Origin of the sequence: Amycolatopsis sp. SB7-3, from assembly GCF_041021335.1 — a bacterium.
Classification (GTDB): domain Bacteria; phylum Actinomycetota; class Actinomycetes; order Mycobacteriales; family Pseudonocardiaceae; genus Amycolatopsis; species Amycolatopsis japonica.
This window is the reverse complement of sequence record NZ_JBFPJQ010000001.1, coordinates 886,747-909,183: the sequence shown is the minus strand read 5'-3', so window position 1 is coordinate 909,183 and position 22,437 is coordinate 886,747. Positions and strand designations below refer to the sequence as shown.

General features: G+C 69.4%; 21 protein-coding genes. 14 read left to right on the top strand and 7 right to left on the bottom strand.

The features are described from left to right. Nucleotides 1–78: 78 nt before the first annotated feature. Nucleotides 79–174: a pyrroloquinoline quinone precursor peptide PqqA gene (gene pqqA, locus AB8M46_RS04430; RefSeq protein WP_007033797.1), complete on the bottom strand. Its 96-nt coding sequence runs from the start codon at nucleotides 172–174 to the stop codon at nucleotides 79–81. A 253-nt stretch (nucleotides 175–427) separates the two neighbouring features. On the opposite strand from pqqA, the gene AB8M46_RS04425 reads away from it, so the two are divergent. Then, complete coding sequence (locus AB8M46_RS04425) at nucleotides 428–1,414, top strand: PQQ-dependent sugar dehydrogenase (protein ID WP_350595902.1); 987 nt, start codon at nucleotides 428–430, stop codon at nucleotides 1,412–1,414. Nucleotides 1,415–1,465: 51 nt separating this feature from the next. Here the strand turns inward: AB8M46_RS04425 and AB8M46_RS04420 are convergent, their stop codons facing one another. Then, nucleotides 1,466–2,842 carry a wax ester/triacylglycerol synthase family O-acyltransferase gene (locus AB8M46_RS04420; protein WP_037342488.1) on the bottom strand — a complete coding sequence of 459 codons (1,377 nt, stop codon included), beginning with the start codon at nucleotides 2,840–2,842 and terminating at the stop codon, nucleotides 1,466–1,468. A gap of 96 nt (nucleotides 2,843–2,938) precedes the next feature. Here AB8M46_RS04420 and AB8M46_RS04415 point away from each other — a divergent pair, with 96 nt between their 5' ends. The 8 genes from AB8M46_RS04415 to AB8M46_RS04380 all read left to right on the top strand — a co-directional run bounded on the left by AB8M46_RS04415 (nucleotide 2,939) and on the right by AB8M46_RS04380 (nucleotide 12,689). After that, complete coding sequence (locus tag AB8M46_RS04415; RefSeq protein ID WP_350595900.1) at nucleotides 2,939–3,952, top strand: glutathione S-transferase C-terminal domain-containing protein; 1,014 nt, start codon at nucleotides 2,939–2,941, stop codon at nucleotides 3,950–3,952. After that, nucleotides 3,936–5,093: an NAD(P)/FAD-dependent oxidoreductase gene (locus tag AB8M46_RS04410; RefSeq protein WP_394359615.1), complete on the top strand. Its 1,158-nt coding sequence runs from the start codon at nucleotides 3,936–3,938 to the stop codon at nucleotides 5,091–5,093. Before AB8M46_RS04415 ends, AB8M46_RS04410 begins: the two co-directional genes overlap by 17 nt. Continuing rightward, nucleotides 5,086–5,709, top strand: coding sequence for an MSMEG_1061 family FMN-dependent PPOX-type flavoprotein (locus AB8M46_RS04405; RefSeq protein ID WP_037341226.1), 624 nt, complete (start codon nucleotides 5,086–5,088; stop codon nucleotides 5,707–5,709). The genes AB8M46_RS04410 and AB8M46_RS04405 overlap by 8 nt, the downstream gene beginning before the upstream one ends. A gap of 109 nt (nucleotides 5,710–5,818) precedes the next feature. After that, nucleotides 5,819–7,450 carry a thiamine pyrophosphate-binding protein gene (locus AB8M46_RS04400; RefSeq protein WP_350595896.1) on the top strand — a complete coding sequence of 544 codons (1,632 nt, stop codon included), beginning with the start codon at nucleotides 5,819–5,821 and terminating at the stop codon, nucleotides 7,448–7,450. After that, nucleotides 7,447–9,507: a hydantoinase/oxoprolinase family protein gene (locus AB8M46_RS04395; RefSeq protein WP_394359614.1), complete on the top strand. Its 2,061-nt coding sequence runs from the start codon at nucleotides 7,447–7,449 to the stop codon at nucleotides 9,505–9,507. The genes AB8M46_RS04400 and AB8M46_RS04395 overlap by 4 nt, the downstream gene beginning before the upstream one ends. Then, the gene (locus tag AB8M46_RS04390) at nucleotides 9,504–11,201 is read left to right on the top strand and encodes a hydantoinase B/oxoprolinase family protein (RefSeq protein WP_394359613.1); all 1,698 of its coding nucleotides are present in this window, start codon (nucleotides 9,504–9,506) and stop codon (nucleotides 11,199–11,201) included. Before AB8M46_RS04395 ends, AB8M46_RS04390 begins: the two co-directional genes overlap by 4 nt. A gap of 2 nt (nucleotides 11,202–11,203) precedes the next feature. After that, nucleotides 11,204–11,989, top strand: a complete 786-nt coding sequence (locus tag AB8M46_RS04385; RefSeq protein WP_394359612.1) for an SDR family NAD(P)-dependent oxidoreductase — start codon at nucleotides 11,204–11,206, stop codon at nucleotides 11,987–11,989. 4 nt (nucleotides 11,990–11,993) lie between these two features. Beyond that, nucleotides 11,994–12,689 carry a GntR family transcriptional regulator gene (locus tag AB8M46_RS04380; protein ID WP_350595887.1) on the top strand — a complete coding sequence of 232 codons (696 nt, stop codon included), beginning with the start codon at nucleotides 11,994–11,996 and terminating at the stop codon, nucleotides 12,687–12,689. A gap of 193 nt (nucleotides 12,690–12,882) precedes the next feature. On the opposite strand, the gene AB8M46_RS04375 is transcribed toward AB8M46_RS04380, so the two are convergent. Next, nucleotides 12,883–14,835 (bottom strand): NPCBM/NEW2 domain-containing protein, encoded by a 1,953-nt coding sequence (locus tag AB8M46_RS04375; protein ID WP_394359611.1) that lies wholly within the window; start codon nucleotides 14,833–14,835, stop codon nucleotides 12,883–12,885. 216 nt (nucleotides 14,836–15,051) lie between these two features. On the opposite strand from AB8M46_RS04375, the gene AB8M46_RS04370 reads away from it, so the two are divergent. Further along, nucleotides 15,052–16,323, top strand: coding sequence for an aspartate aminotransferase family protein (locus AB8M46_RS04370; protein ID WP_037341242.1), 1,272 nt, complete (start codon nucleotides 15,052–15,054; stop codon nucleotides 16,321–16,323). Here AB8M46_RS04370 and AB8M46_RS04365 read toward each other — a convergent pair. Next, nucleotides 16,320–17,501 carry an alpha/beta hydrolase fold domain-containing protein gene (locus AB8M46_RS04365; RefSeq protein ID WP_394359610.1) on the bottom strand — a complete coding sequence of 394 codons (1,182 nt, stop codon included), beginning with the start codon at nucleotides 17,499–17,501 and terminating at the stop codon, nucleotides 16,320–16,322. The genes AB8M46_RS04370 and AB8M46_RS04365 overlap by 4 nt on opposite strands. A 146-nt stretch (nucleotides 17,502–17,647) precedes the next feature. Here AB8M46_RS04365 and AB8M46_RS04360 point away from each other — a divergent pair, with 146 nt between their 5' ends. Genes AB8M46_RS04360 through AB8M46_RS04350 form a run of 3 tightly spaced genes read left to right on the top strand, consistent with a single transcriptional unit; the run spans nucleotide 17,648 to nucleotide 19,522 of the window. Continuing rightward, nucleotides 17,648–18,019, top strand: a complete 372-nt coding sequence (locus AB8M46_RS04360) for an alpha/beta hydrolase fold domain-containing protein (RefSeq protein WP_394359609.1) — start codon at nucleotides 17,648–17,650, stop codon at nucleotides 18,017–18,019. Between the two features lies 1 nt (nucleotide 18,020). Beyond that, nucleotides 18,021–18,626: a dihydrofolate reductase family protein gene (locus tag AB8M46_RS04355; protein WP_350595876.1), complete on the top strand. Its 606-nt coding sequence runs from the start codon at nucleotides 18,021–18,023 to the stop codon at nucleotides 18,624–18,626. Beyond that, entirely contained in the window at nucleotides 18,623–19,522 is a 900-nt protein-coding gene (locus AB8M46_RS04350; RefSeq protein WP_394359608.1) for an NAD-dependent epimerase/dehydratase family protein, read from the top strand. Before AB8M46_RS04355 ends, AB8M46_RS04350 begins: the two co-directional genes overlap by 4 nt. A 161-nt stretch (nucleotides 19,523–19,683) precedes the next feature. On the opposite strand, the gene AB8M46_RS04345 is transcribed toward AB8M46_RS04350, so the two are convergent. The 3 genes from AB8M46_RS04345 to AB8M46_RS04335 all read right to left on the bottom strand — a co-directional run bounded on the left by AB8M46_RS04345 (nucleotide 19,684) and on the right by AB8M46_RS04335 (nucleotide 21,015). Then, nucleotides 19,684–20,106 carry a VOC family protein gene (locus AB8M46_RS04345; protein ID WP_394359607.1) on the bottom strand — a complete coding sequence of 141 codons (423 nt, stop codon included), beginning with the start codon at nucleotides 20,104–20,106 and terminating at the stop codon, nucleotides 19,684–19,686. Beyond that, nucleotides 20,085–20,279 (bottom strand): hypothetical protein, encoded by a 195-nt coding sequence (locus AB8M46_RS04340; protein ID WP_007028443.1) that lies wholly within the window; start codon nucleotides 20,277–20,279, stop codon nucleotides 20,085–20,087. Before AB8M46_RS04340 ends, AB8M46_RS04345 begins: the two co-directional genes overlap by 22 nt. Before the next feature lie 145 nt (nucleotides 20,280–20,424). Beyond that, nucleotides 20,425–21,015, bottom strand: coding sequence for a TetR/AcrR family transcriptional regulator (locus AB8M46_RS04335; protein ID WP_394359606.1), 591 nt, complete (start codon nucleotides 21,013–21,015; stop codon nucleotides 20,425–20,427). Between the two features lie 60 nt (nucleotides 21,016–21,075). Here AB8M46_RS04335 and AB8M46_RS04330 point away from each other — a divergent pair, with 60 nt between their 5' ends. After that, entirely contained in the window at nucleotides 21,076–22,428 is a 1,353-nt protein-coding gene (locus AB8M46_RS04330) for a flavin monoamine oxidase family protein (RefSeq protein ID WP_394359605.1), read from the top strand. The last annotated feature ends 9 nt before the right edge of the window (nucleotides 22,429–22,437 follow it).

Sequence of the window (22,437 nt, the reverse complement as noted above, 5' to 3'; positions counted from 1 at the left end):
CACCGGCTGCCTCCAACGGCTCGCTGATCGGGACGGCGGCGCGGTGGTGGGGGACGTCCCCCACCACCGGATGCGGATTCAGTCCTCCATGCGGGCCGCGTAAGCGGTGACCTCCATGGGGGTTTCGTACTCGACGAAGTCGGGCGTGGTCCATACCTCGATGGTTTCGATCATTTCCGCTCCTAACGTCCACATGGGATCGAACCGGGCCGAGCCCCGCCACCCTAGAAGCGCGCCGCCGATTTCCGGAGCTATTTTGTAAAGTTTCCTACCTATGGCGGATCGCACCGCCCGATTCGTCACGCTCGGCGCACACAACGGTTAACAGCCCGCGCGCCCGATAGCCCGTCCAGTGGTGTCCGTTTCGTTATGTTGTGTGTTTCTATCCAACTCACGGGGCTCCAGGGGTAGTTGAAGGAGGCGTCCCATGTCCTTACGTCGCACTCTCGCCGCCACGTTCGCCGCGGCGACGGCCGTGTCGATCGCGGCCATCCCGGCCACGGCCGCCGAAGCGCCGTCCGTCCAGGCGATCAGACAGCTCGCGAGCGGCCTGAACCAGGCCTGGTCGATCGACTTCCTGCCCGACGGCACCGGCCTGTTCACGCAGAAGGACGCCAAGACGATCAGCAAGATCGACAAGGCGGGCAAGGTCACCACGGTCCAGACCATCCCCGGCGTGAGCGTCACCGCGGAGGCGGGTCTGCTCGGCATCGCCGTCTCGCCGAAATACGCCACCGACGAGACGGTCTTCATCTACTACACGACCAGTTCCGACAACCGCATCGCCAAGCTGAAGCTGGGCCAGCCGCCGACGCCGATCGTCACCGGCATCCCCCGTGGCTCGCAGTACCACCACGGCGGGCGGATCCGGTTCGGGCCGGACGGCTACCTCTACGCGGGGACCGGCGACGGCCAGAACGGCGCCAACGCGCAGAACAAGAACTCCCTCGGCGGCAAGGTCCTGCGCGTCACCACCGACGGCGCCGCCGCGCCCGGCAACCCGTTCAACAGCCGCGTCTACTCCTACGGCCACCGCAACGTCCAGGGTCTGACCTGGGCGAACGGGCAGCTGTACATCTCCGACATCGGCGCGAACAAGCTCGACGAGCTGAACAAGATCGAGCCGGGCAAGAACTACGGCTGGCCGACCTGCGAAGGCCCGTGCAACACGGCCGGGATGACCAACCCGGTCAAGTCGTGGCCGACGTCCTCGGCGACGCCGAGCGGGCTCGCGGCCTACAAGGGCTCGCTGTACATGGCGTCGCTCAAGGGCGGCACGTACAAGCTCGACCTGAACGGCAACGGCGGCAAGCTCTGGACCAACCTCGGCCGCACGCGTGACGCGACCGCCGGCCCGGACGGCCAGCTGTACACGATCACCCCGGGCGGCCTGTACGTCTCCGACGGCAGCTAGCCCCCGGCGCGTTTAGTCCTCTGGATGCGGTGGACCACCGCATTCAGAGGACTAAACGCGGGGCAGGGAGACCGCGTGTTCCAGTTCGGCGAGCGCGGTGTCCAGGTGGGTCAGGATGCGCTGCAGATGCGGGACGCTGCGGCGGCAGCCGGTGACGCCGAAGTCCAGGTTGTCGCCGTTGCTGGTCAGCGTGATGTTCAGCGCCTGCCCGTCGAGCAGCACCGACGCCGGGTAGATGCCGTCGAGCGACGCGCCGTTCCAGTACATCTGCTTGCGCGGCCCCGGCACGTTGGAGATCACCAGGTTGAACGGCGGTTTCGTGTTGTTCACGAAACCGGGGATCGGGGACACGCCGAGCTGGGCGACATTGATCCCGGACAGCAGCAGCGTCTGCAGCGGGGTCAGCTCCGAGAAGAGCTTCTTGCCGTTCCGCATGGACGCGTTGATCGTCGCGAGCCGCGCCGCCGGATCGGTCAGATGGGTGGCGAGGTTGCACAGCAGCGCGCCGATGTTGTTGCCCGCCGCGTCCCCGCTGTCCTTGCGCCGCAAGGAAACCGGGACCATCGCGGTGAGCGGCGCGTCGGGGAGCGCGTTCTGTTCGATCAGGTAGTCCCGCAGCGCGCCCGAGCACATCGCGAGGACGACGTCGTTGCGCGACACCCCGGCGGCGGTCGCCACCTTGCGCACCCGGTCCAGCGACCACGACTGCGCGGCGAACCGCCGGGCCCCGCCGATCGGCACGTTCAGCATCGTCTTCGGCGCCTGCGCCGGCAGCGTGAGCGTGTGCTCCTGGAACGCCTCCCGCGCCACCTTCATCGCGGCGGGCGCGATCCCGGCGAGCTGGTTGACGGTCTTGCCGAAGGTGCTGAGCATCGAGGGCGACGCCTTGCCGTTGCGGCCGCCGTCCGGTTTGGCACGCCGCCCCCACGGCGGCGGGCAGTCGAGGTCGGCCGGGTCGTCCGACAGCGTGCCCTGCAGATGCCGCAGCGCCGAGACGCCGTCCATCAGCGCGTGGTGGATCTTGCTGTAGATAGCGAACCGGCCGTCCTGCAGGCCTTCGACCAGGTGGATCTCCCACAGCGGGCGGTGCCGGTCGAGCAGGGTGCTGTGCCAGCGTCCGGTCAGCTCCAGCAGTTCGCGGATGCGGCCGGGCTGGGGCAGCGCGGAATGCCGGAAGTGGTAGTCGAGTTCGAGGTCGGTGTCGGTCGACCAGGCGAGGTGGCCGGCGGTGTTGACCGGCCGGGCGGGACGGCGCCGGAACACCGAGCGCATGTTGTCGGACTCGAGCATGCTCTTGCGGATGTCGCGAAGATAGTCGGGACCGGCGCCCTCGGGTTTCTTGAACAACTGCAGACCGCCGACGTGCATCGGATGTTCGCGAGTCTCCACGAGAAGGAACATCGAATCGGTCACGGGCATGAACGGCATCGTCGGGACCACCTTCCGCGCGGCGGCGTGCGAACACGCCGGGTGCCAGAGTCTACGCACACCGAAACCACCATCTCACGCTTTAGGGTGGCTCACATGACGATCCCGACCGATCCGCAGACGGGCGAGTTCCGTCGGTCCGCCAACCATTTCGACGCGCGTATCACCGCCGACGGCCGCGACGGCTGGCCGGTGGAGGCGGGGAGATACCGGCTGGTGGTCAGCCGCGCCTGTCCCTGGGCGAGCCGCGGGCTGGTCGTCCGGCGGCTGCTCGGTCTCGAATCCGCGCTGAGCGTGGCCGTGGCCGACCCGATCCAGGACGAGAAGAGCTGGCGGTTCACCCTCGATCCCGGCGACCGGGATCCGGTACTCGGGATCAAGTACCTCGCCGAGGCGTATCACGCGGCCGATCCGCACTACATGGGCGGGATCAGCGTTCCGGCCATTGTGGACATTCCGAGCAAACGGCTGGTGAGTAACGACTATCCCCAGATCACCCTCGATCTGTCCACCGAATGGACCAGCCTCCACCGTCCCGGCGCGCCCGAACTCTACCCAGAGCGACTGCGCGACGAGATCGACGCCGTCAACGCGGGGGTCTACGCCGACGTCAACGCGGCCGTGTACCAAGCCGGTTTCGCGACCAAGCAGGCCGCGTACGAGGACGCCTACACCCGTCTCTTCACCATGCTGGACGTGCTTTCCGAACGGCTCGAAAAGCAGCGATACCTCGTCGGTGACACGATCACCGAAGCGGACATCCGGTTGTTCACCACGCTCGTCCGCTTCGACGCCGTCTACCACGGGCACTTCAAATGCAACCGGAACAAGCTGGCCGAGCTGCCGGTGCTGTGGGCCTACGCCCGCGACCTCTTCCAAACGCCGGGCTTCGGTGACACCGTCGACTTCGACCACATCAAGCGGCACTACTACGCGGTGCACGAGCAGGTGAACCCGACGCGGATCGTCCCCTTGGGACCGGATCTGTCCGGCTGGACGACGCCGCATCACCGGGAGCAGCTGGGCGGGCGCCCGTTCGGCGACGGCACGCCGCCGGGACCGCCGCCCGAGGACGAACGGATCGGGGACACGGATGGAGTCACTGCCTGAACGCACCGACGTCGTCGTGATCGGCGGCGGCATCATCGGGGTCGCCTGCGCGTACCGGCTCGCCGCCGCCGGGGTCTCGGTGCTGCTGCTCGAACGCGACACCCTGGGTGCGGGCTCGACGGCGAAGGCGGCGGGCGGGATCCGCTCGTCGTTCACCACCCGGGTCAACATCGAGATCGGGCTGCGCGGGCTGGCGGAGTACGCGTCCTTCGCCGAGACGTACGGGACCGAGATCGACTTCCGCCGCGACGGTTACCTGTACCTGGTCACCGACCCCGCCGACCTTCCCGAATTCGAGCGCTGTGCCGAACTGCAGAACTCCTACGGCGTCCGCAGCCGTCTGGTCGAGCCCACCGAAGCGCGGCGGTTCTCCCCGCTGATCGACACCGAGGGCGTGGTCGCGGCGCTGTGGTCGCCGGACGACGCCAAGGCGACTCCGGACTCCGCGGTCCAGGGCTACGCGCGGGCGGCCCGCGGGCACGGCGCGGTGCTGAAGACCGGTGTCGAGGTCGTCGGCGTCGAACGCGACGGCGACGAGATCACCGGTGTCCGGACCTCGGCCGGTTTCGTGCGGACGGACGCGGTGGTCTGCGCCGCGGGCGCGTGGTCGGGACGGATCGGCGAGCTGGCCGGTGTCGACCTCCCGGTGCGGCCGTACCGGCGGCAGGTCGTGTTCACCGGCCCGGTCGCGGATCTGCCCGGGCGAGTGCCGCTGACCATCGAGATGCCCTCGGCGTTCTACTTCCACCGCGAGGGCCCCGGCCTGGCGATGTCCTTCTGCGACGGTGACGGCGACCCCGGCTTCGACACCCGTTATCAGCCGGGCGAGTGGCTGCCGAAACTCGCCGAAATCGCCGCGCGCCGGGTGCCCGCCGTGCTCGGCGCCGGGATCCGCGGCGGCTGGGCCGGGCTGTACGAGGTGACCCCCGATCGCAACCAGATCGTGGGGGAAAGCGTCCACCTGTCACGGTTCTTCTACGCGACGGGGTTTTCGGGACACGGGTTCCAGATGGGCCCGGCCGTGGGGGAGCTCGTGCGGGACCTCTACCTGGGGCGGGTCCCGGCCATCGACATCACCGGGCTCGACGTCCGCCGGTTCGCCGGCGACCGGGCCGTGACGAGGGAGCACAACATTGTCTGAGTTCGTCGAAGTCACCACCGAGGCCGAGCTGCGCGAGATCCTGCCGCCGCCGCTGGAGCGGACCGCGAACAAGGCGCGCCCGAAGCTGCACGAGATGGACCGGCAGTGGCTCGCGGAGTCGCCGTTCGTGCTGATCGCGACCTCGGCGGCCGACGGCACCTGCGACGTCTCGCCGAAGGGCGACCCGGCCGGGTTCACGCTGGTGCTGAGCGACACGCGGATCGCCATCCCGGAGCGGCCGGGCAACCGGCGCGCCGACGGCTTCCACAACGTGCTGTCGAATCCGCACGTCGGGCTGATCTATCTCATCCCGGGCCGCGGCGACACGCTGCGGATCAACGGCCGCGCGCGGCTCGTGCGGGAGGCGCCGTTCTTCGACGACATGATCGTGAAGGGCAGCAGGCCGAAGCTCGCGCTGGTCGTCGACATCGACGAGATCTTCCACCACTGCCAGAAGGCCTTCATGCGGTCGAAGCTGTGGTCGCCGGAGACCTGGACCCCCGACGCGATGCCGTCGCGGGCGGCGATCGCGAAGACCTTCGAGCGGCCGGAGGAGAGCATGGCCGACCTCGAGGCGTACTACGCCCCTGCCGCGTACTCGGCCGGTCTGTACTGAGGCTGGATGCGCGTGAAGGCCCCCTTCCCGCGGCTCAGCCGAGGGAAGGGGGCCTTCACGCGCGGCGGCTGGTTGCTGGATCGTTGAACGATCTGGCACTATCGGCGGGGTGCCTGCACCCACCGGAGCCCAGCATCTCGCCGACGCGCTGACCGCTCTGGGGACCGAAGTCGTCTTCGGTCTCCCCGGGGTGCACAACCTGCCGTTATGGGAGGCGCTGGCCGATACGGACATCCGGCTCGTCGGGGTTCGGCACGAGCAGACGGCCGGGTACGCGGCCGACGGGTACGCCCGCGCCACGGGGAAGCTCGGGGTCGCGCTGGTGACCACCGGACCGGGCGCGGCGAACACGCTCGCCGCGGTCGGCGAGGCCATGGCGTCGGCGGCGCCGGTGCTGATCATCGCGACCGACATCCCGTCCACGCTGCGGCGGCCCGGCGTGGTCCGCGGCGTCCTGCACGAGACGTCGGATCAGCAGGCGATGTTCGCGCCGGTCACCAAGGCCGGGTTCACCGTCACGAGTGCCGACCAGGTCGCCGCCACCCTCCACCGCGCGGCCCGGCTCGCGCTCCAGCCGCAGAGCGGGCCGGTCTACCTCGGCATCCCCACCGACTTCCTGTCCGAGCGGACGCCCGCGCGCCGTCCGCCGCGTTCGCACGCCCGGCCGTCCGAGATCCCGGATCTCAGCGAGGCCGAAGCCCTGCTCGCCGCCGCCGACCGGCCGCTGATCTGGGCGGGCGGCGGCGCGTTGCGTGCCGAGGCGGGTGAGGCGATCGGGAAACTCGCCGAACGGCTGGCCGCGCCGGTGCTCACCACGTTCGGCGCCCGCGGGCTCCTGTCGGTCGATCATCCTTGTCTCGCCCCGAATCCGGTGCACGCGCCCGAGGTCGGCGCGCTGTGGGACGAGGCCGACGTCGTCCTCGCCATCGGCACCGACTTCGACGGGCTGATGACGCAGAACTGGCTGATGCCGAAGCCGAAGAAGCTCATCGCGATCAACGTCGACCCGGACGACGCGGCCAAGAACTACCAGCCGGACATCACGCTGGTCGGCGACGCCCGGGTGCTCGTCGAGGCGCTGAAGGTCGAGGAACGGTCCGGGATCGCGGCGCTCGTCGGCAGGCTCGCCAAGGTTTCCGCCCGGGTCCGGCAGCGGATCAAGGAGGAGGAGCCGCAGGCCGCGGACCTTCTGTCCACTTTGGACGAGGTGCTGCCGCCCGACGCGGTCGTGGTCGCGGACATGTGCGTCGCGGGGTACTGGATCGGCGGGTTCCACCGGGTCCGCGCGCCGCGCAAGCTCGCGTATCCGATGGGCTGGGGCACGCTCGGCTACGGTTTCCCCGCCGCGCTCGGTGCCGCTGCCGCGAGCGGCGGGCGCGCGATCTGTGTCACCGGTGACGGCGGGTTCCTCTTCGGCTGCGGTGATCTCCACACGCTGGCACAGGAACAGTTGCCGGTCACGACGATCGTCGTCGACGACGGCGGGTACGGGATGCTTCGCTACGACCAGGATCGCGCCGGGCTGCCGCGACGCGGCGTCGACTGGGACAGCCCCGATTTCGTCGGCCTGGCGAGGTCTTTCGGTGTGCACGCGGATCGCGTCTCCGGGTTCGGGCGGGCGTTCCGGCGGCTGCTCGGCGAGTTCGTCGAGTCCGACGAGCCAAACGTGCTGGTCGTGCGCGCGAAGATGGCGCCGCCGCTCAACACCTCGCCTCGCTGGTACCGCAAGGAATCCCCGTGACCGGGCTTCGGGTCGGCGTGGACATCGGGGGTACGTTCACCGATCTCTGCGTACTCGACGAAACCGGGGTCGTCGCCGTCGGCAAGGTGCTGACCACCCACGACGAGCCCGCCCGCGCGGTGGAGGAAGGTCTCAAACGGACACTCGCCGACGCCGGGCTGGACGCGGCCGACGTCGAGCAGTTCGTGCACGGCACCACGCTGGTCACGAACGCGCTGATCGAGCGCAAGGGAGCCCGCACCGCGCTGCTCGCGACCGCCGGTTTCCGTGACGTGCTGGAGATGCGCCGCGAGCACCGGTACGAACTGTACGACCTGCTCATCGAACTTCCCACCCCGTTGATCCCGCGTCATCTGCGGTTCGACGTCCCCGAGCGAATCCTCGCCGACGGTTCTGTCCACACAGGACTTGATGAGGAGTACGTCGCGCGGCTCGGCCGAGAGCTCGACGCTCGGGGGATCGACGCCGTGGCGATCTGTTTCCTGCACGCCTTCACGAATCCCGCACACGAACGACGCGCCGCCGAGGTGCTCTCGGAGGTGGCGCCCCGGTTACGCGTCGCGCTGTCGAGCGAGGTCGTCCCCGAGATCCGCGAGTTCGAACGCGCGTCCACCACGGTCGCGAACGTCTATGTCCAGGACCTCACCGAGCGCTATCTGCGTGACCTGGAACGGCGCCTGCACGAGGCAGGTGTGCGGCCATCGCCGCACATCATGCTGTCCAATGGCGGTATCGCGACCGTCGACACCGCCGCCCGCTATCCGATCCGCATCCTCGAATCCGGCCCGGCCGGTGGCGCGCTGGCCGCGTCCGCGATCGGCGCCGCGGCCGGTGTCGAGGATCTGCTGGCCTTCGACATGGGTGGCACGACGGCGAAACTGTGCATGATCTCCGGTGGCGCGCCGCTGGTGACGCACGAGTTCGAAGTGGACCGGAAGTACCGGCTGCTGCCGGGATCCGGGCTGCCGGTCAAGGTTCCGGTCACCGACATGATCGAGATCGGCGTCGGCGGCGGCTCGATCGCGCGTATCGACGCGCTCGGCCTGCTCACCGTCGGCCCGGATTCGGCGGGGTCCGAGCCCGGCCCGGTCTGCTACGGACGAGGCGGCATCGAGCCGACCGTGACCGACGCCGACCTCGTACTCGGCTATCTGGACCCGGGGTACTTCCTCGGTGGCGGAATGACTTTGGACGCCGAGGGGGCACGCGAGGCGATCCGCTCGAAGATCGCGGGACCGCTCGGCGTCAGCGTCGAAGAGGCCGCTTGGGGCATCCACACCAGCGTCAACGAGGACATGGCCAACGCCGCCCGCGTCCACGCCGTCGAACGCGGCAAGGATCCGGCGAAGCTGCCGATGTTCACCTTCGGCGGCGCCGGGCCGGTGCACGGCGTCGGTGTGGCGCGGGCGCTCGGCGCACCCGAGGTGGTCGCGCCGCCCGCCGCCGGGGTGCTGAGCGCGGCGGGATTCCTCACCGCGCCCCTGGCGTTCGATTTCGTCCGTTCGGCGCGCTCGGCGGTACTCGATCTTTCCTGGGAGCAGGTCGACGCGCTGTTCGCCGAGATGGAGGCCGAGGGTGCGGAACTACTGCGGAAGTCCGGTGTGGACGGTTCCGAGGTGACGCATCGCCGGATCGCCGAGATGCGCTACTCCGGGCAAGGCTACGAGATCCGCGTGCCGGTCGAGCAAGGGAACTGGCCGGAGTCGCTCATCGGCGCGTTCACCGAGACCTATCGGACGTTGTACCGGCGGACCGGGCCGGACGTCGCCATCGAGGTGCTCAACTGGCGGGTCGTCTCCAGCGGGCCGGCGCCCGAGGTCACGCTGAAGCTCGCGGGCGCCGAGGCCGAGGGCGACGCGCGCAAGGGGAGCCGCCCGGCCTACTTTCCCGCCGAAGGTGGATTTGTCGACACGGCGGTGTTCGACCGGTACCGGCTCGAACCGGGCGATCGTGTCGACGGGCCGGCCATCGTGGAGGAACGGGAGTCCACTGTGGTCGTACCGCCCAGGGCTCGCTGTGTCGTCGGCGAAGACGCCAGTCTGGTGGTGACGGTATGAGCGTCGACCCGATCCTGGTGGGATTGCTGGGAAACCGGCTGCACTCCATCCTGGCCGAACAGCAGAACGCGCTCGTCAACACGGCGTTCTCGTCCGTGGTGCGGGAGTCGCTCGACCTCGCCTGTGCGGTGTTCGACTCGCGCGGCGAGATGATCGGCCAGTCCGTCGGCGGGACCCCCGGCCACATCAACGCGATGGCGACCGGGATGCACCATTTCGTCGCCGCGTACCCGCCGGAGACCTTGGTGGCGGGCGACGTCCTGCTCACCAACGACCCGTGGCAGACCGCCGGACAGATCAACGACATCACCGTCGCGACGCCGGTGTTCCTGCGGGGCAGGCTGGTCGCCTGGTTCGCTTCCTGTTGCCACGCCCCGGACATCGGCGGTCGACTGGTCTCGGCCGAGGCGCACGAGGTCTTCGAAGAGGGGCTGCGCCTGCCGATCATGAAGTTCCTCCGCGGGGGCGAGGTCAACGCGGATCTCGAACTGCTGATCCGCGCGAACGTCCGTACCCCGGAGGAGACCATCGGCGATCTGTACGCCCAGGTCACCGGGAACGAGGTCGGCGCAGCCAGCCTGGTGCGGCTGCTGGAGGAATTCGGTCTCGATTCGCTGGACGAAGTCGCCGCGGAGATCATGAACCGCTCCGAACGGGCGTTGCGCGACGCGCTGGCTGAGCTGCCGGACGGCACGTATACGAGTGAATTGGCGACAGACGGCTTCGACGACGAAGAGATCGTCCTGAAGGTCGCGGTGACCATCGACGGCGAAGACATCCACCTCGACTTCGCGGGATCGTCGCCGCAGAGCCGTCGCGGGATCAACGTCGTCCTGAACTACACCAGGGCGTATGCGTCGTTCGCGGTCAAGGCGGCCATTTCGCCGGAGGTGCCGCACAACGCGGGTTCGTTCCGGCCGGTGCACGTCACCGCGCCGGAGGGATCGGTGCTCAACTGCACGCCGCCCGCGCCGGTCGCGTCGCGGCATCTGATCGGGCATTTCCTGCCGTCGCTGCTGATGACCGCCTTGCCCGGTAACGCCTTGGCGCACAGCGCGGACGCATTGTGGATGACGATCTGGCGCGGGACCGACACCGAGGGCCGCGAGTTCATGCTCAACGTCTTCCAGACCGGCGGGATCGGTGCTCGGTCCACAAAGGATGGACTGAACACCACGGGATTCCCGAGCGGCCTGCGCTCGACGCCGACGGAGGTCATCGAGACGATGGCTCCGCTGATCCAGCGGGAACGGGTGCTGCGCACGGACTCGGGCGGCGCCGGGAAGTGGCGCGGCGGCCTCGGTCAATGCACGACCATGACCGCCCGTGGCGAGATCTCGTGGAGTGTCAACGGGAACGTCGACCGGGTGCGTCGTCCGGCGTCCGGTGTGGACTCCGGGCACGACGGGGCGGCCGGCCGGTTCGAGCTGGCCCGCGGCGCCCTGCCGTCGAAAAGCCGGGTGAACCTGCGGCCGGACGACGTGGTGAACGTGGACCTGCCGGGCGGTGGCGGTTTCGGTGACCCGGGGGAGCGGGCCGTCGACGCCGTGCTCGCCGACGTCGTCGACGGCTACGTCTCGGTGGAAGCGGCGCGCGAACTGTACGGCGTCGAGGTCACCTATCACGGAGATCCTGAGGCGCTGGTGCGTCTTCCGGAGGACTACACAGCGGTTTCGCTACGAGGGAGGAAATGAGCATGGGTCGGCTGGCAGGCAAGGTCGCGGTCGTCTTCGGGGGAGCGAGGGGTATCGGGCTCGCCACCGTGAAGGAGTTCGTCGCCGAGGGCGCGACCGTGTTCTCCAGTGACATCCGCGAGCCCGGGGAATCCGTCGAAGGGGCGCGGCACTCCCTTGTGGACGCGACCGACGAAGGACAGGTCGACGAGTTCGTGCGCGGCGTGGTCGCCGAAACCGGCCGGGTCGACGTGCTGTTCAACAACGTCGGCATCCACCTCGGGAAACCCTTGGCCGACACCACGTTGGCGGAATTCGACAACATCTTCGCGCTGAACGTGCGGGCCGCCTTCCTCGGCACGCGGGCGGTACTGCCGCACATGATCGCGAACAAGGCGGGCAGCATCGTCACGACGTCGTCCAACGGCGGCGTGATGGGCCGCCCCGGCGACCCGGTGTACAACGCCACCAAACACGCGCTGGTCGGCATGATGAAGTCGATCGCGGTCGCGCACGCGCACCAGGGGATCCGGGCGAACACGATCAACCCGGGCGCGATCGACACGGACATGCTGCGCGGCACGCTCGCGTCGCCGGAGGACTTCGAGGCCAAACAACACCAGCTGGTCGCGAGCACACCCGCCGGACGGGTCGGCGAGGCGTGGGAGGTCGCGAAGGCCGTGGTCTTCCTGGCGAGCGACGAATCCCGGTTCGTCAACGGCGTCGCGCTCCCGATCGACGGCGCGAAGGCCGCCGGTGCCATGCCGGGCAACCGGTACAGTCTCGACTTCGAACTCGGCGTCAGGTAACGCCGTGTCCACCTCTGCCGCCGAGGAGACGCTGGCCCGCGACAGACCCTTGCTCGAACGAAGCGGGACCGCGGAACGGGTCGCCGAGATCCTGCGTCAGCGCATCACCGAAGGCGTCTTCCCGCCGGGGTCGAGGCTTTCCGAACCGTCGATCAGTGCTGCGCTGGGCGTCTCGCGCAACACCCTGCGCGAGTCCTTCCAGCTGCTGGCGCACGAACGGCTCGCGGTGCACGAGCTCAACCGCGGTGTGTTCGTCCGCGAGCTGACCGCGCAGGACATCTCGGATCTGTACGTCATGCGACGGGTCACCGAATGCGGTGCGCTGCGGCGCGCGTCGGAACTGTCCACTGTGGATCTTTCGGCCGTCGCGGCCGCCGTGCGGGATGGCCGTGCCGCGGCCGACGAAGGCGACTGGCAGGCCGTCGGGACCGCGAGTATCGCGTTCCATCAGGCGGTGGGCGATCTGGCGGGCAGCGAGCGGGTCAGCACGACGATGCGCCAGGTATTGGCGGAGACGCGGCTCTTCTTCGTGCTGGCCGAGAACACGCGCGCGTTCTTCGAGCCGTTCCTGGAGCGGCACGAGCGGATCCTGCGGGATCTGGAGCGGGGACGTTTCGGGCCCGCCGAGACCGCGCTGGAGAAGTACTTGCGGGAGGCGGAGAAGCAGCTTCTGGCCGCTTATGAGCGCCGGGACGCGTGAGCGGCAGGAACGCTAGGAAAGGACCGTTCCTTGCAAAATTTGCAAGGAACGGTCCTTTCCTAGCACGCGTAGGGGCCAAGGGCTGCCATAAGTACCTACTGAACGCGGTGGCGGTTGGCCGAAGGTCCGTGAAGGCCTCCTTGCCTACCCTGAAGGTAGGGAAGGAGGCCTTCCCGGACTGCAAGGGCGAGCCTTAGCAGCGCAGCGTGGCGCCCGCCCAGTCCGCGTGGTCGGAGTCGACCCCGTCACCGCCGTCCGTCACGACCAGATCGAGCACCTGAACCCCGCTCAACGGCACGGAAAGCTTCTCCGCCGCCTGACCGCGCTTGAGCACACCGGTGTTCGCCAGCCGCTTGCCGTCGCCGACGACCTCGAAAGCCACACTGCCGCCGGCCTTCTCGTCGTCGACCCCGACAAACGACGTGAACGACGCGCATCCGCCGCCGAGGTAGACCCGGACCTTCGACGGCGCGTGGACGCCCAGCCCGTCGTCGTAGGTCACCCCGCCGATGCTCATGCGATGGCCGTCGCCCGCTTTCGATTCACCGTTGCTGGTCCCGCGTTCCACCGGGCCGTAGCCGTTGTCCGCCGTCATGAACACCGCCTTCGACAGGGCGTTCGTCCCGGCGGCGGGCGGTTTCACGACGGGGGCGCTTCCGTCCACGGACAACGACCGCGTGCCCCAGGACGTCCGGTAGCCGAACCGGCCGGAGACCTCGACCCGGTCGCCGCCGGGGGACGACGGCCGCACCGTCCACGTTCGTTCCCATGACTTCCCCGGCGCGACGGCGGGAATCCGCGCTTCGGTGGCACCGTCGGGTTTCCATCCCGCGCCGACCGCCAGCCTCACCACACCCGACCGGACCGGTGTCCGGCCGTCGTTGAACACCCGCAGTGTCGTGGTGAACGGCTTGTCGACGGCCGCGTATTCGGGTGAGGTCAAGGAAAGCGTCGTATGCGGCGCGGCGTTCGGCTGGTTCGACGGCCAGACGCGGAACACCGCGGAGCCGTGGCTCGGCAGCCCGGCACGCAAGGTACCGGCGGATTCGGTCTCCGCGCCGGTCCACAGATCCCGGACCCGGTAGCCCGACGCCGCCGGGGCGCCGATCTCGGCGGCGGTGGCGGACAGGGTCGCCGGTGCGCCGCCGCGATTGAACAGCACGACGACGTTCGAGCCGTCGGACATCGGTTTGGCCCAGACCTCGGTGTCACCGTCGTCGCGGATCTTGCGGCCCTGCTTGCCGCCCCAGTCCTGATCGACGGCGAGAAGATCCTTGTTCGTCAAGATCTTCTTGGTCGCCTCCGACATCGAGCGCAGGTCGTTGCCCGCCAGCAGTGGCGCGTTGAGCAGTGACCAGAGCGCGAAGTGGGAGCGGTATTCCGTGTCGGTCATGCCGCCGTTGCCCACTTCGAGCATGTCCGGATCGTTCCAGCCACCCGGCCCGGCATAGCCTTCCAGGCCGACCTGCTGGTCGAGGAGGTTGGTCATACTCGACCAGGAGTCGCTGATGTCGCCGGTGGTGCGCCACAACTGCGCCCCCGCGCTCTTGCCCCACTCCCACGGCTTGTTCTCACCCCATTCGCACAGGGCGTAGACGATCGGGCGGCCGGTCTTCTTCAGTGCCTCGCCCATTTTCGTGTACCGCTCCAGCGCGGGGCGGCCTTGGTTGTGGCAGTTGTCGTACTTGAGGTAGTCGACTCCCCAGTCCGCGAACGTCTGCGCATCGACCTCTTCGTGGTCGAGCGAACCGGGCATGGTCCGCGCGCAGGTTTCCGTGCCGGCGCTGGTGTAGATGCCGAGTTTCAGGCCCTTCCCGTGCACGTAGTCGGCCAATGCCTTGATACCGCTGGGAAAGCGCGTCCGGTGTGGTGCGTACTTCCCGTCGGGGGTGCGGTTCTTCTCGGCCCAGCAGTCGTCGATGTTGACGTACTGGTAGCCCGCCGCCTTCATCCCGGACGAGACCATCGCGTCCGCGGTCTCCCGGATCAGCTCTTCGGTGATGTCGCACCCGAACTTGTTCCAGCTGTTCCATCCCATCGGCGGGGTCGCGACCGGTGGTGGGCTCTCGGCGGCGGCCGCCGCCGGAACGACGCAGAGGGCGGTGAGCGTGCAGGCGGCGACGAACGTGCCGGCGAGACGACGCATAAGTTCCTCCCAGAATGCTCAACTTTGAACAAATTCACTCATCAAACAACAGGATCGCTCGACGCCGGTCAAGAGCCGAAGGGATGGTGTTGGAGATTCACCGGCGGCCGCCGCGACAAGCCGGACAGATCCGGAGCGCGAACTGTGCACGATGGAGTGTTCGCGTCCCGGCCGGATCCGGGTGAGGATGGGGGCACGAGCACGAGGAGGAAGATCATGGTTTCGTCGGCGTCCGCGCGCAATCCGCTGTGGCACCCCTTCGCGGACATGGGAGCGGTCGACGGCGACCGGCTCGTCATCACCCGCGGTGAGGGTTCCTACGTCTGGGACGACGAGGGCAAGCGGTATTTCGACGCGACCGCGTCACTCTGGTACGCGAACTTCGGGCACGGCCGCGAGGAGATCGCGCAGGCCGTCGCGGACCAGTTGCGGACGCTCGATTCGTACAACCTGTTCGGCTACAACGCCAACGAGCCCGCGCTGAAGCTCGCCGAGCGTGTTTCCGCGCTGGCACCCGAACCGGGCTCGAAGGTCTTCTTCGGATCGGGCGGCGGTGACGTCATCGACACCGCGGTCAAGATCGCCCGTTCGTATTTCGCGCACACCGGGCGGCCGGAGAAGGTGCACGTCATCGGCCGGGTGCAGGGCTACCACGGCACCCACGGTTTCGGCACGGCCGTCGGCGGCATCGCGGCCAACGCGGCGGGCTTCGGGCCACTGCCCGGCGACATCTCGCACGTGCCCTACGACAGCGCCGAAGCGCTCGAAGCGGAGATCCTGCGGGTCGGCGCGGAGCGGGTCGCGGCCTTCTTCTGCGAACCGGTGATCGGCGCGGGCGGCGTCCTCCTTCCGCCGGACGGGTACATCGAGACGGTCGCCGAGATCTGCCGCAAACACGACGTGCTGTTCGTCGCGGACTGCGTGATCGCCGCGTTCGGGCGGCTCGGCACCTGGTTCGGGATCGACCGGTGGGCGGTGAAACCGGACATGATCACGACCGCGAAGGGCATCACCGGCGGGACGATCCCGCTGGGCGCGCTGGTCGTCGCGCCCCGGGTGGCCGAGCCGTTCTTCACCGGCGCGCCGGGTGCGCCGGTGCTGCGGCACGGCGCGACCTACGCCGGGCATCCGGTGGCCTGCGCCGCGGGGAACGCGACGCTGGACATCTACGAGCGCGACGGGCTCATCCCGCGCGGGCGGGAACTGGAGAAGCCGTTGGCGGACGCGCTTTCCGGGCTGGCCTCGCATCCGCTGGTCGAAGAAGTACGGGCCGGGCTGGGCTTCCTCGGCGCGGTCGAACTGAAGGCGGACGTCGTCGCGGCGAACCCCGGTGCGGCGAACCGGCTGCAGCGGCTGGCGCGGGACGAAGGCGTCCTCGTGCGGAACCTGGCCAAGGGGATCGCGGTGTCGCCGCCGCTGATCGCCGGGGAGACCGAGCTCGACCTGCTCGCGACGGCCTTGCCTCGCGCACTGGACAAGCTCGCCTAACCGGCTTCGGCCGCGGAACCGTTCTCGTCCGTACGGAGGAAGCCGGCGACCTGTTCGAGGGCGTCGGCCGCCTCCGGCAGGAACGACCAGAACAGATGGAACACGTGCGTGCTGACCGGGTACAGGTCGAAGCGCACGTCGAGCCCCTGCCCGCGGGCGTGGTCGACGAACCGGCGCGTCTCGGGCAGGGTCACGTCTTCGGTACCGCACTGGACGAGCAACGGCGGCAGCACGGACAGATCGGCCTCGAAGATGTTCAGCAGAGGATCCGTCGCCGGATGGTCGCGGACGTAGAGCGAGAACCACCGGGCGACCGGGCCGTCGCCGCCGGGCGGATTCACCACGTCCAGCGCCGGGCACAGCAGTACCGCCCTGCCCGGCTGGGGAAGTCTTTCCTTCGCCAGCCTGAGCATGAGGGAAACGGCCAGACCGCCGCCGGCCGAATCGCCGGTGATGGTCAGCTGTTCCGGGTCCGTGCCCTGGCCGAGCAGCCAGCGGTACGCGCGGAGCGCGTCGTCCACCGCGGCGGGGAAGGGATGCTCCGGCGCGAGCCGGTAGTCCGGCACCAGGACGGCGGCGCCGGTCGCCGCCGCCAGCGCACCGGCCAGCGGGCGGTAACCGAACGCCGAGCCCGCGATGTACCCGCCGCCGTGCAGATGCAGCACGGTCGGCCGGGGACCCTGCCCGGGCGCGACCACCAGTGAGGACACCCCGTCCGCCTGGACCGGCCTCACCACGGTGCCCTCCGGGATGGGCAGCTGCGCGTTGAACGCTTCGAAGGCTTCGCGCATCGCCGCGAGACCGTTCGCGCCGTCCTCCACGACCGAATTCCACAGCAGCGTGACCCGCGCGTTCACCTCGCCACCGACCGAGCGGGTGAGGGCGATGGCGTCGTCCATGTCGGACAGCAGCGGGAGGGTGGCACCGAGCAGCGCCTCACCGGCGAGGGTGAGTTCGACGCGATGGGTCGAACGGCGCAGCAGCTGACAACCGATCAGGCTTTCCAGCGCTTTGATCTGGCGGCTGAGGGCGGGCTGGGAGACGAACAGCCGGTTCGCGGCGCGGCTGAAGTTGAGCTCGTCGGCGACCGCGACGAACGCCCGGAGGTGCTTGAGCTCGATCGCGTCGGCGGCCGAAGGCATACCCAGCAGCCGCGGCCCGGCGGGACGTTCGGACATGGCGTCGAGTATCCCCGCCGGTACGCGCGGGGGTGATGCGTTCCGCGCAAGACGGCGATGCGGGATCGGTCTTTCCCTTCCCCGCCTCACCCGTGACAGGGTTGTTCATGGCCGAAAGAGCAGGTCAGCGCGTTGCGGGACTGCGCATGCGGAGCGGTGTGGCGCGGGTGCACTGGCCTTCCGTGCGGCGTGCCGCCCCGCCGTTAGTGCTCTGGTTCGCCCCTGGCGGAGCCGGGGCCGAACGGGTCGCGGCCTGCGGGGCGGTGGTCATCGCCGCCGGAGTGCCCGCGTTCCCGGCGGCGCGGGCGGTGCTGGAGTGGGCCGCGGCCCATCCCCGGAGCCTGGGGGCCGATCCGGGTCCGGTGGTGATCGCGGGGGACGGACCGGGGGCCGAACTGGCCGCACGGGTCGCGAAATACGCACGGGAGCAGGGCTGGCCGCCGGTCCGCGAAGTCGGCGGCGGCCCGGGCGGCATCGCCGCTCACCTCGAAGAAGTGAAACGAAGCGTGGAGGAATGACATGAGCAAGGTCTTCACCGGCCTCGCCGTCTCGGTGGACGGCTACATCAGCGGGAAGCGCCCCGAGGGCGCCGACGAGTTCGGAAGCGGTCTCGGCGACGCGCCGACACTGTTCGACTGGTACTTCGACGGCGACACCCCGAGCCAGGTGTTCGACGGGTTCAAGCTGAGCGAACCGAGCGCGCGGTTCTTCGACTCCATCGCGAGCCGGGTCGGTGCGATCGTCGTCGGGCACACCACCTACGAGCACTCCAGCCGGTTCGGCGGCGGAAGCCCGCATCCGACCGCGCCGATGGTCCTGCTCAGCAACCGGCCCGTGCCCGAAGCGGGTGACGGACAGACCGTGATCACCACCGGTGTCGAGGACGCCATCGCCGCGGCGCGGGAGATCGCCGGCAGCAAGGACGTCGGCCTGATGGGCGGCGGACTGGTCAGCTCCGCGCTGGCGGCCGGGCTGGTCGACGAGGTGATCCTCCACCAGGTGCCCATCCTGCTCGGGGGCGGCAGGAGGTTCTTCCACGAACTCCCGGAACACGTGGAACTCCGTCTGCTGCAAGCGGTTCCGGCTCCCGGCGTGACCCACCTGCACTACGGCGTCGGCCGATGATCCTCGTCACCGGAGGGCTGGGCATGATCGGCGCCCACACCGCCCGCGCGCTCACCGACCTCGGTCACGACGTCGTGGTCACCGCCCATCGCCGCACCGGCGTCCCCTCGTTCCTCGAAGGCCGGGTCATCGTCGAATCCCTCGACGTCACCGACCGGGACGCGTTCCTGGCACTGGCCGATCGCCACGACATCGGCGACATCGTCCATCTCGCCGGAAGCATCCCCGGCGACGACCCGTCCGGCTTCTTCCGCGCAGACACCACGGCCCTGCTCAACGCCCTGGACGCCGCCCGCGCGTGGGGCGTCCGCAGGTTCGCCGTCGCCGGTAGTCTCGGCGTCTACATCGGACAGACCGTTTCGCCGTGGCACGAGGAACTCGCCCTGCCCACCGTGGAGCTGCCGCATCCGATCGTCGCCTTCAAGAAGGCCGTGGAGCCGATCACCACCCACGCTCTGGCCGGCAGCGGCGTGCAGCCGGTGGTGCTCCGGATCGGGAGTATCTGGGGTCCGCTGATGGATCCGGAATCGCCGTTCAACCCCCTCCCGCCGTACATCAGCGCTGTGCTGCGCGGCGAGCGGCCGTCGCCACTGAACGCGGACGACGGGGGCGACAGCTGCTACGCGCCCGACGCGGGGCGCGCGATCGCTTCGCTGATGGACGCGGAAACCTTGCGGTACACCACGTACAACGTGTCCCGCGGACGGCCGTTCGTGCATCGCGAGCTCGTGGACGCGCTGGAGGCGATCACGCCGGGACTCCGGCTCGATCTCCGGCCGGGTGGGCTGACGGGGCCTCATCTCGACATCTCGCGGCTGGTCGAGGACACCGGCTTCGAACCGGGCTTCGACGTCGCGGCCGCTGTCGCCGACTATGTCGCTTGGCGGGGGGAGTAACCCGCGGTGACCATCGGGCCTCGTGAGTGGCAAGGACGGTTCCTTGCCACTCACGAGGGCCTTGACGCGCACGAGGGCCGCGCGCTCGGTCATGAAGGGCACAGCCGACGGGACCAGGTCCCTTCATGACACCCCCAGTGGCGGGCCCTCGTGGGCCCGCCTCAGGAGAGGCAGAGTTCGTTGCCTTCCGGGTCCGCGATCGTGATCCACTCGGCGGGACCCTGCTTGCCGCGGTGCAGGAACGTCGCACCGCGTGCGGTCAGCCGCTCGAGCTCGGCCTCGATCTTGTCCGCCCCCATCCGGATGTCGAGGTGCAGGCGGTTCTTGACCGTCTTCCCCTCCGGCACCAGCTGGAAGAGGAACCGCTGCTTCGTCTCGGGATGGACGATCGCCGCGCCGTCCTTCCAGACCAGGACACCGTTGTGCGTGGTGGTCGCCTCTGCCGGGGCATACCCCTTGGCGACCATCTCGCGGATGAACTCCTCGTTGCTCGCCTCGACCTGCCAGCCGAGCATCTCGGCCCACCAGTCGGCGAGGTCGTGCGGTCGAGCGGAGTCCACGGTCACCTGGAAGTCATACGCCATACCGGCACATTAACGACCCGCCCCGACAATTCCGGGCGCTCATGCCCGCTGACCACGGTGAACCGCCATTTGTCGACCCCGCCGCCGATGATCTCGGCGTAGCGGCGTGCGCCGTCCGCGTTCGCGAAGCGCACCTGCTGCCCGTTGGTGAGATGGGTGATCTTGACCGCCATCCGTGCCTCCCTGAAGTCCGGTGCCGGCCCGCGGAGCTTCCCCCTCCGGGGCCGGCGCGGACAGTAGAACACATGTTCGACGACCGTCGCCAACCCAACCCCCCGCGCGGGTCATCGCCGGCGCCGGGTGGTCGTGAGTGGCGTTTCAATGAGTGGTCAAACCGGCGATCAGGTCGTGAACCAGTTCCGCGGCCTGTGCTCGCGCCTGGTCGGGCTCGTCGGTCTCGGCGACGACCAGTGCCAGCTCGGTCAGTGCTCCGTAGAAGGCGGCCGCGACCAGCTTGGCTGGATGTGGCCGGATCCGGGAGGTGGCGAGCATCGCCTGGACCGTGTCGTCGACCAAGCCGCCCAGATGCTTCTGATCGAGTTCGCGCCACCGGCGCCAGCCGAGCGCGATCGGCCCCTGCAAGAGCACGACGTGGCGGTACCGGGGCTCGGCGCAGACGGCCAGGAATTCCGTGACTCCGCGTTCAGTGCGCTCGACCGGGTCCTCGGACGAGGCGATCGCGGTCCGGATGCGGCCCGCCGCCCGGTGTTCCAGCTCGTCCACGACCGCCTCGAACAGTCCGCGTTTGCCGTCGAAGTGGTGGTACAGCGCCCCGCGCGTCAGGCCCGCGGCGCGGACGAGCTCCTCCGCGGAGAGGCTCGCGTACTCGTGTTCGGCGAACAGGCGCAGGCCGGTGTCGAACAAGGTCTGGCGGGTGTGTTCCGCGTACTTCACGCGCACCGATTCCATTCGCCATGACTATCACATACACTCCGAATGTCAGATACACGTTGTATGAAGGTGGTGGCGATGGAGCGGTCGGTGGATGTCGTGGTGGTCGGAGCGGGGATCGCGGGCCTGGTCGCCGCACGTGATCTCGCCCGGACCGGGGCCGAGGTGCTGGTGCTGGAGGCGCGTGACCGAGTGGGCGGCAGGCTGCTGAACGACGAGCTCCCCGGCGGCGGCCCCATCGAGGTGGGCGGCCAGTGGGTGGGGCCGGGGCAGCACGAGGTGCTCGCGCTGATCGGCGAGCTGGGACTGAGCACCTATCCCACGTATGACACGGGCAGGCGCATCGCCGAGTTCGCCGGGCGCCGGGCCGAGTACACGGGGCGGATCCCGCGCCTGGGACCCGTGGCACTGGCCGACATCGGCCAGACTCAGCTACGGCTGGACCGTCTGGCGCGACAGGTGCCGACGGCGGAGCCGTGGCTGGCGAAGCGGGCAGCGGAACTGGACGGCCAGACCTTGGCGACCTGGCTGCGGCGGACCGCCCGCACCTCGGCGGGACGGTCGTTCTTCCGGGTGATCACCGAGGCGTTGTTCTCCGCCGAGCCCGAGGATCTTTCCGCGTTGTGGGTGGCCTGCTATCTCGGCGCCGGAGGCGGGCTGGACTCGATGATCGACACGGCGGGCGGCGCGCAGCAGGACCGGGTCGTCGGCGGTACGCAGCGCATCGCGCTCGCGCTCGCCGACGAACTCGGTGACCGCGTCGTCCTCGGCGCGGCGGTGACCGACATCGACTGGGAGAGTTCGGGAGTCCGGGTACGGGCGGGCGCCACGACCGTCCGCGCCCGCCACGCCGTGGTCGCGGTGCCACCGACGCTCGCGGCGCGCCTGCGGTTCACCCCCGGCCTGCCCGGCGATCGCGACCAACTAGTCCAGCGTATGCCGATGGGACGGGTGATCAAGGTCAACGTCGTCTACGACGAGCCTTTCTGGCGCGAAAAAGGGTTGAGCGGTCAGGCGAACAGCGACCGTCGCTCGCTGGGCACGGTGTTCGACAACACTCCGCACGGCGGATCGCCCGCGGTGCTCGTCGGCTTCCTCGAAGGGCGGCACGCCGACGCCGGCGCGCGGCTGGACCCCGCGGACCGCCGTGCCCTGGTCCTCGACGACCTCGCCGGGTATTTCGGGCCACGGGCCAGGAGGCCGATCGCGTACCTGGAACGTGACTGGGCGGAGGAGGAGTTCAGCCGCGGCTGCTACGGCGCGTTCACCACACCCGGCACCCTCACCCGTTTCGGTCCGGCCTTGCGCGCGCCGGTCGGGCCGTTGCACTGGGCGGGCACCGAAACCGCCACGCGCTGGGCGGGTTACATCGACGGCGCCGCCGAATCCGGGCATCGCGTCGCCCGCGAAATCGCCTCCGCGCCCGGATGAGCCGCGGTG

Bases quoted from the DNA above. Each gene is read 5' to 3' on its own strand.
- pqqA (WP_007033797.1), bottom strand. From the start codon at position 174: ATGATCGAAACCATCGAGGTATGGACCACGCCCGACTTCGTCGAGTAC.
- AB8M46_RS04425 (WP_350595902.1), top strand. From the start codon at position 428: ATGTCCTTACGTCGCACTCTCGCCGCCACGTTCGCCGCGGCGACGGCC.
- AB8M46_RS04420 (WP_037342488.1), bottom strand. From the start codon at position 2,842: ATGCCGTTCATGCCCGTGACCGATTCGATGTTCCTTCTCGTGGAGACT.
- AB8M46_RS04415 (WP_350595900.1), top strand. From the start codon at position 2,939: ATGACGATCCCGACCGATCCGCAGACGGGCGAGTTCCGTCGGTCCGCC.
- AB8M46_RS04410 (WP_394359615.1), top strand. From the start codon at position 3,936: ATGGAGTCACTGCCTGAACGCACCGACGTCGTCGTGATCGGCGGCGGC.
- AB8M46_RS04390 (WP_394359613.1), top strand. From the start codon at position 9,504: ATGAGCGTCGACCCGATCCTGGTGGGATTGCTGGGAAACCGGCTGCAC.
- AB8M46_RS04385 (WP_394359612.1), top strand. From the start codon at position 11,204: ATGGGTCGGCTGGCAGGCAAGGTCGCGGTCGTCTTCGGGGGAGCGAGG.
- AB8M46_RS04375 (WP_394359611.1), bottom strand. From the start codon at position 14,835: ATGCGTCGTCTCGCCGGCACGTTCGTCGCCGCCTGCACGCTCACCGCC.
- AB8M46_RS04370 (WP_037341242.1), top strand. From the start codon at position 15,052: ATGGTTTCGTCGGCGTCCGCGCGCAATCCGCTGTGGCACCCCTTCGCG.
- AB8M46_RS04365 (WP_394359610.1), bottom strand. From the start codon at position 17,501: ATGTCCGAACGTCCCGCCGGGCCGCGGCTGCTGGGTATGCCTTCGGCC.
- AB8M46_RS04360 (WP_394359609.1), top strand. From the start codon at position 17,648: ATGCGGAGCGGTGTGGCGCGGGTGCACTGGCCTTCCGTGCGGCGTGCC.
- AB8M46_RS04355 (WP_350595876.1), top strand. From the start codon at position 18,021: ATGAGCAAGGTCTTCACCGGCCTCGCCGTCTCGGTGGACGGCTACATC.
- AB8M46_RS04350 (WP_394359608.1), top strand. From the start codon at position 18,623: ATGATCCTCGTCACCGGAGGGCTGGGCATGATCGGCGCCCACACCGCC.
- AB8M46_RS04345 (WP_394359607.1), bottom strand. From the start codon at position 20,106: ATGGCGTATGACTTCCAGGTGACCGTGGACTCCGCTCGACCGCACGAC.
- AB8M46_RS04340 (WP_007028443.1), bottom strand. From the start codon at position 20,279: ATGGCGGTCAAGATCACCCATCTCACCAACGGGCAGCAGGTGCGCTTC.
- AB8M46_RS04335 (WP_394359606.1), bottom strand. From the start codon at position 21,015: ATGGAATCGGTGCGCGTGAAGTACGCGGAACACACCCGCCAGACCTTG.
- AB8M46_RS04330 (WP_394359605.1), top strand. From the start codon at position 21,076: ATGGAGCGGTCGGTGGATGTCGTGGTGGTCGGAGCGGGGATCGCGGGC.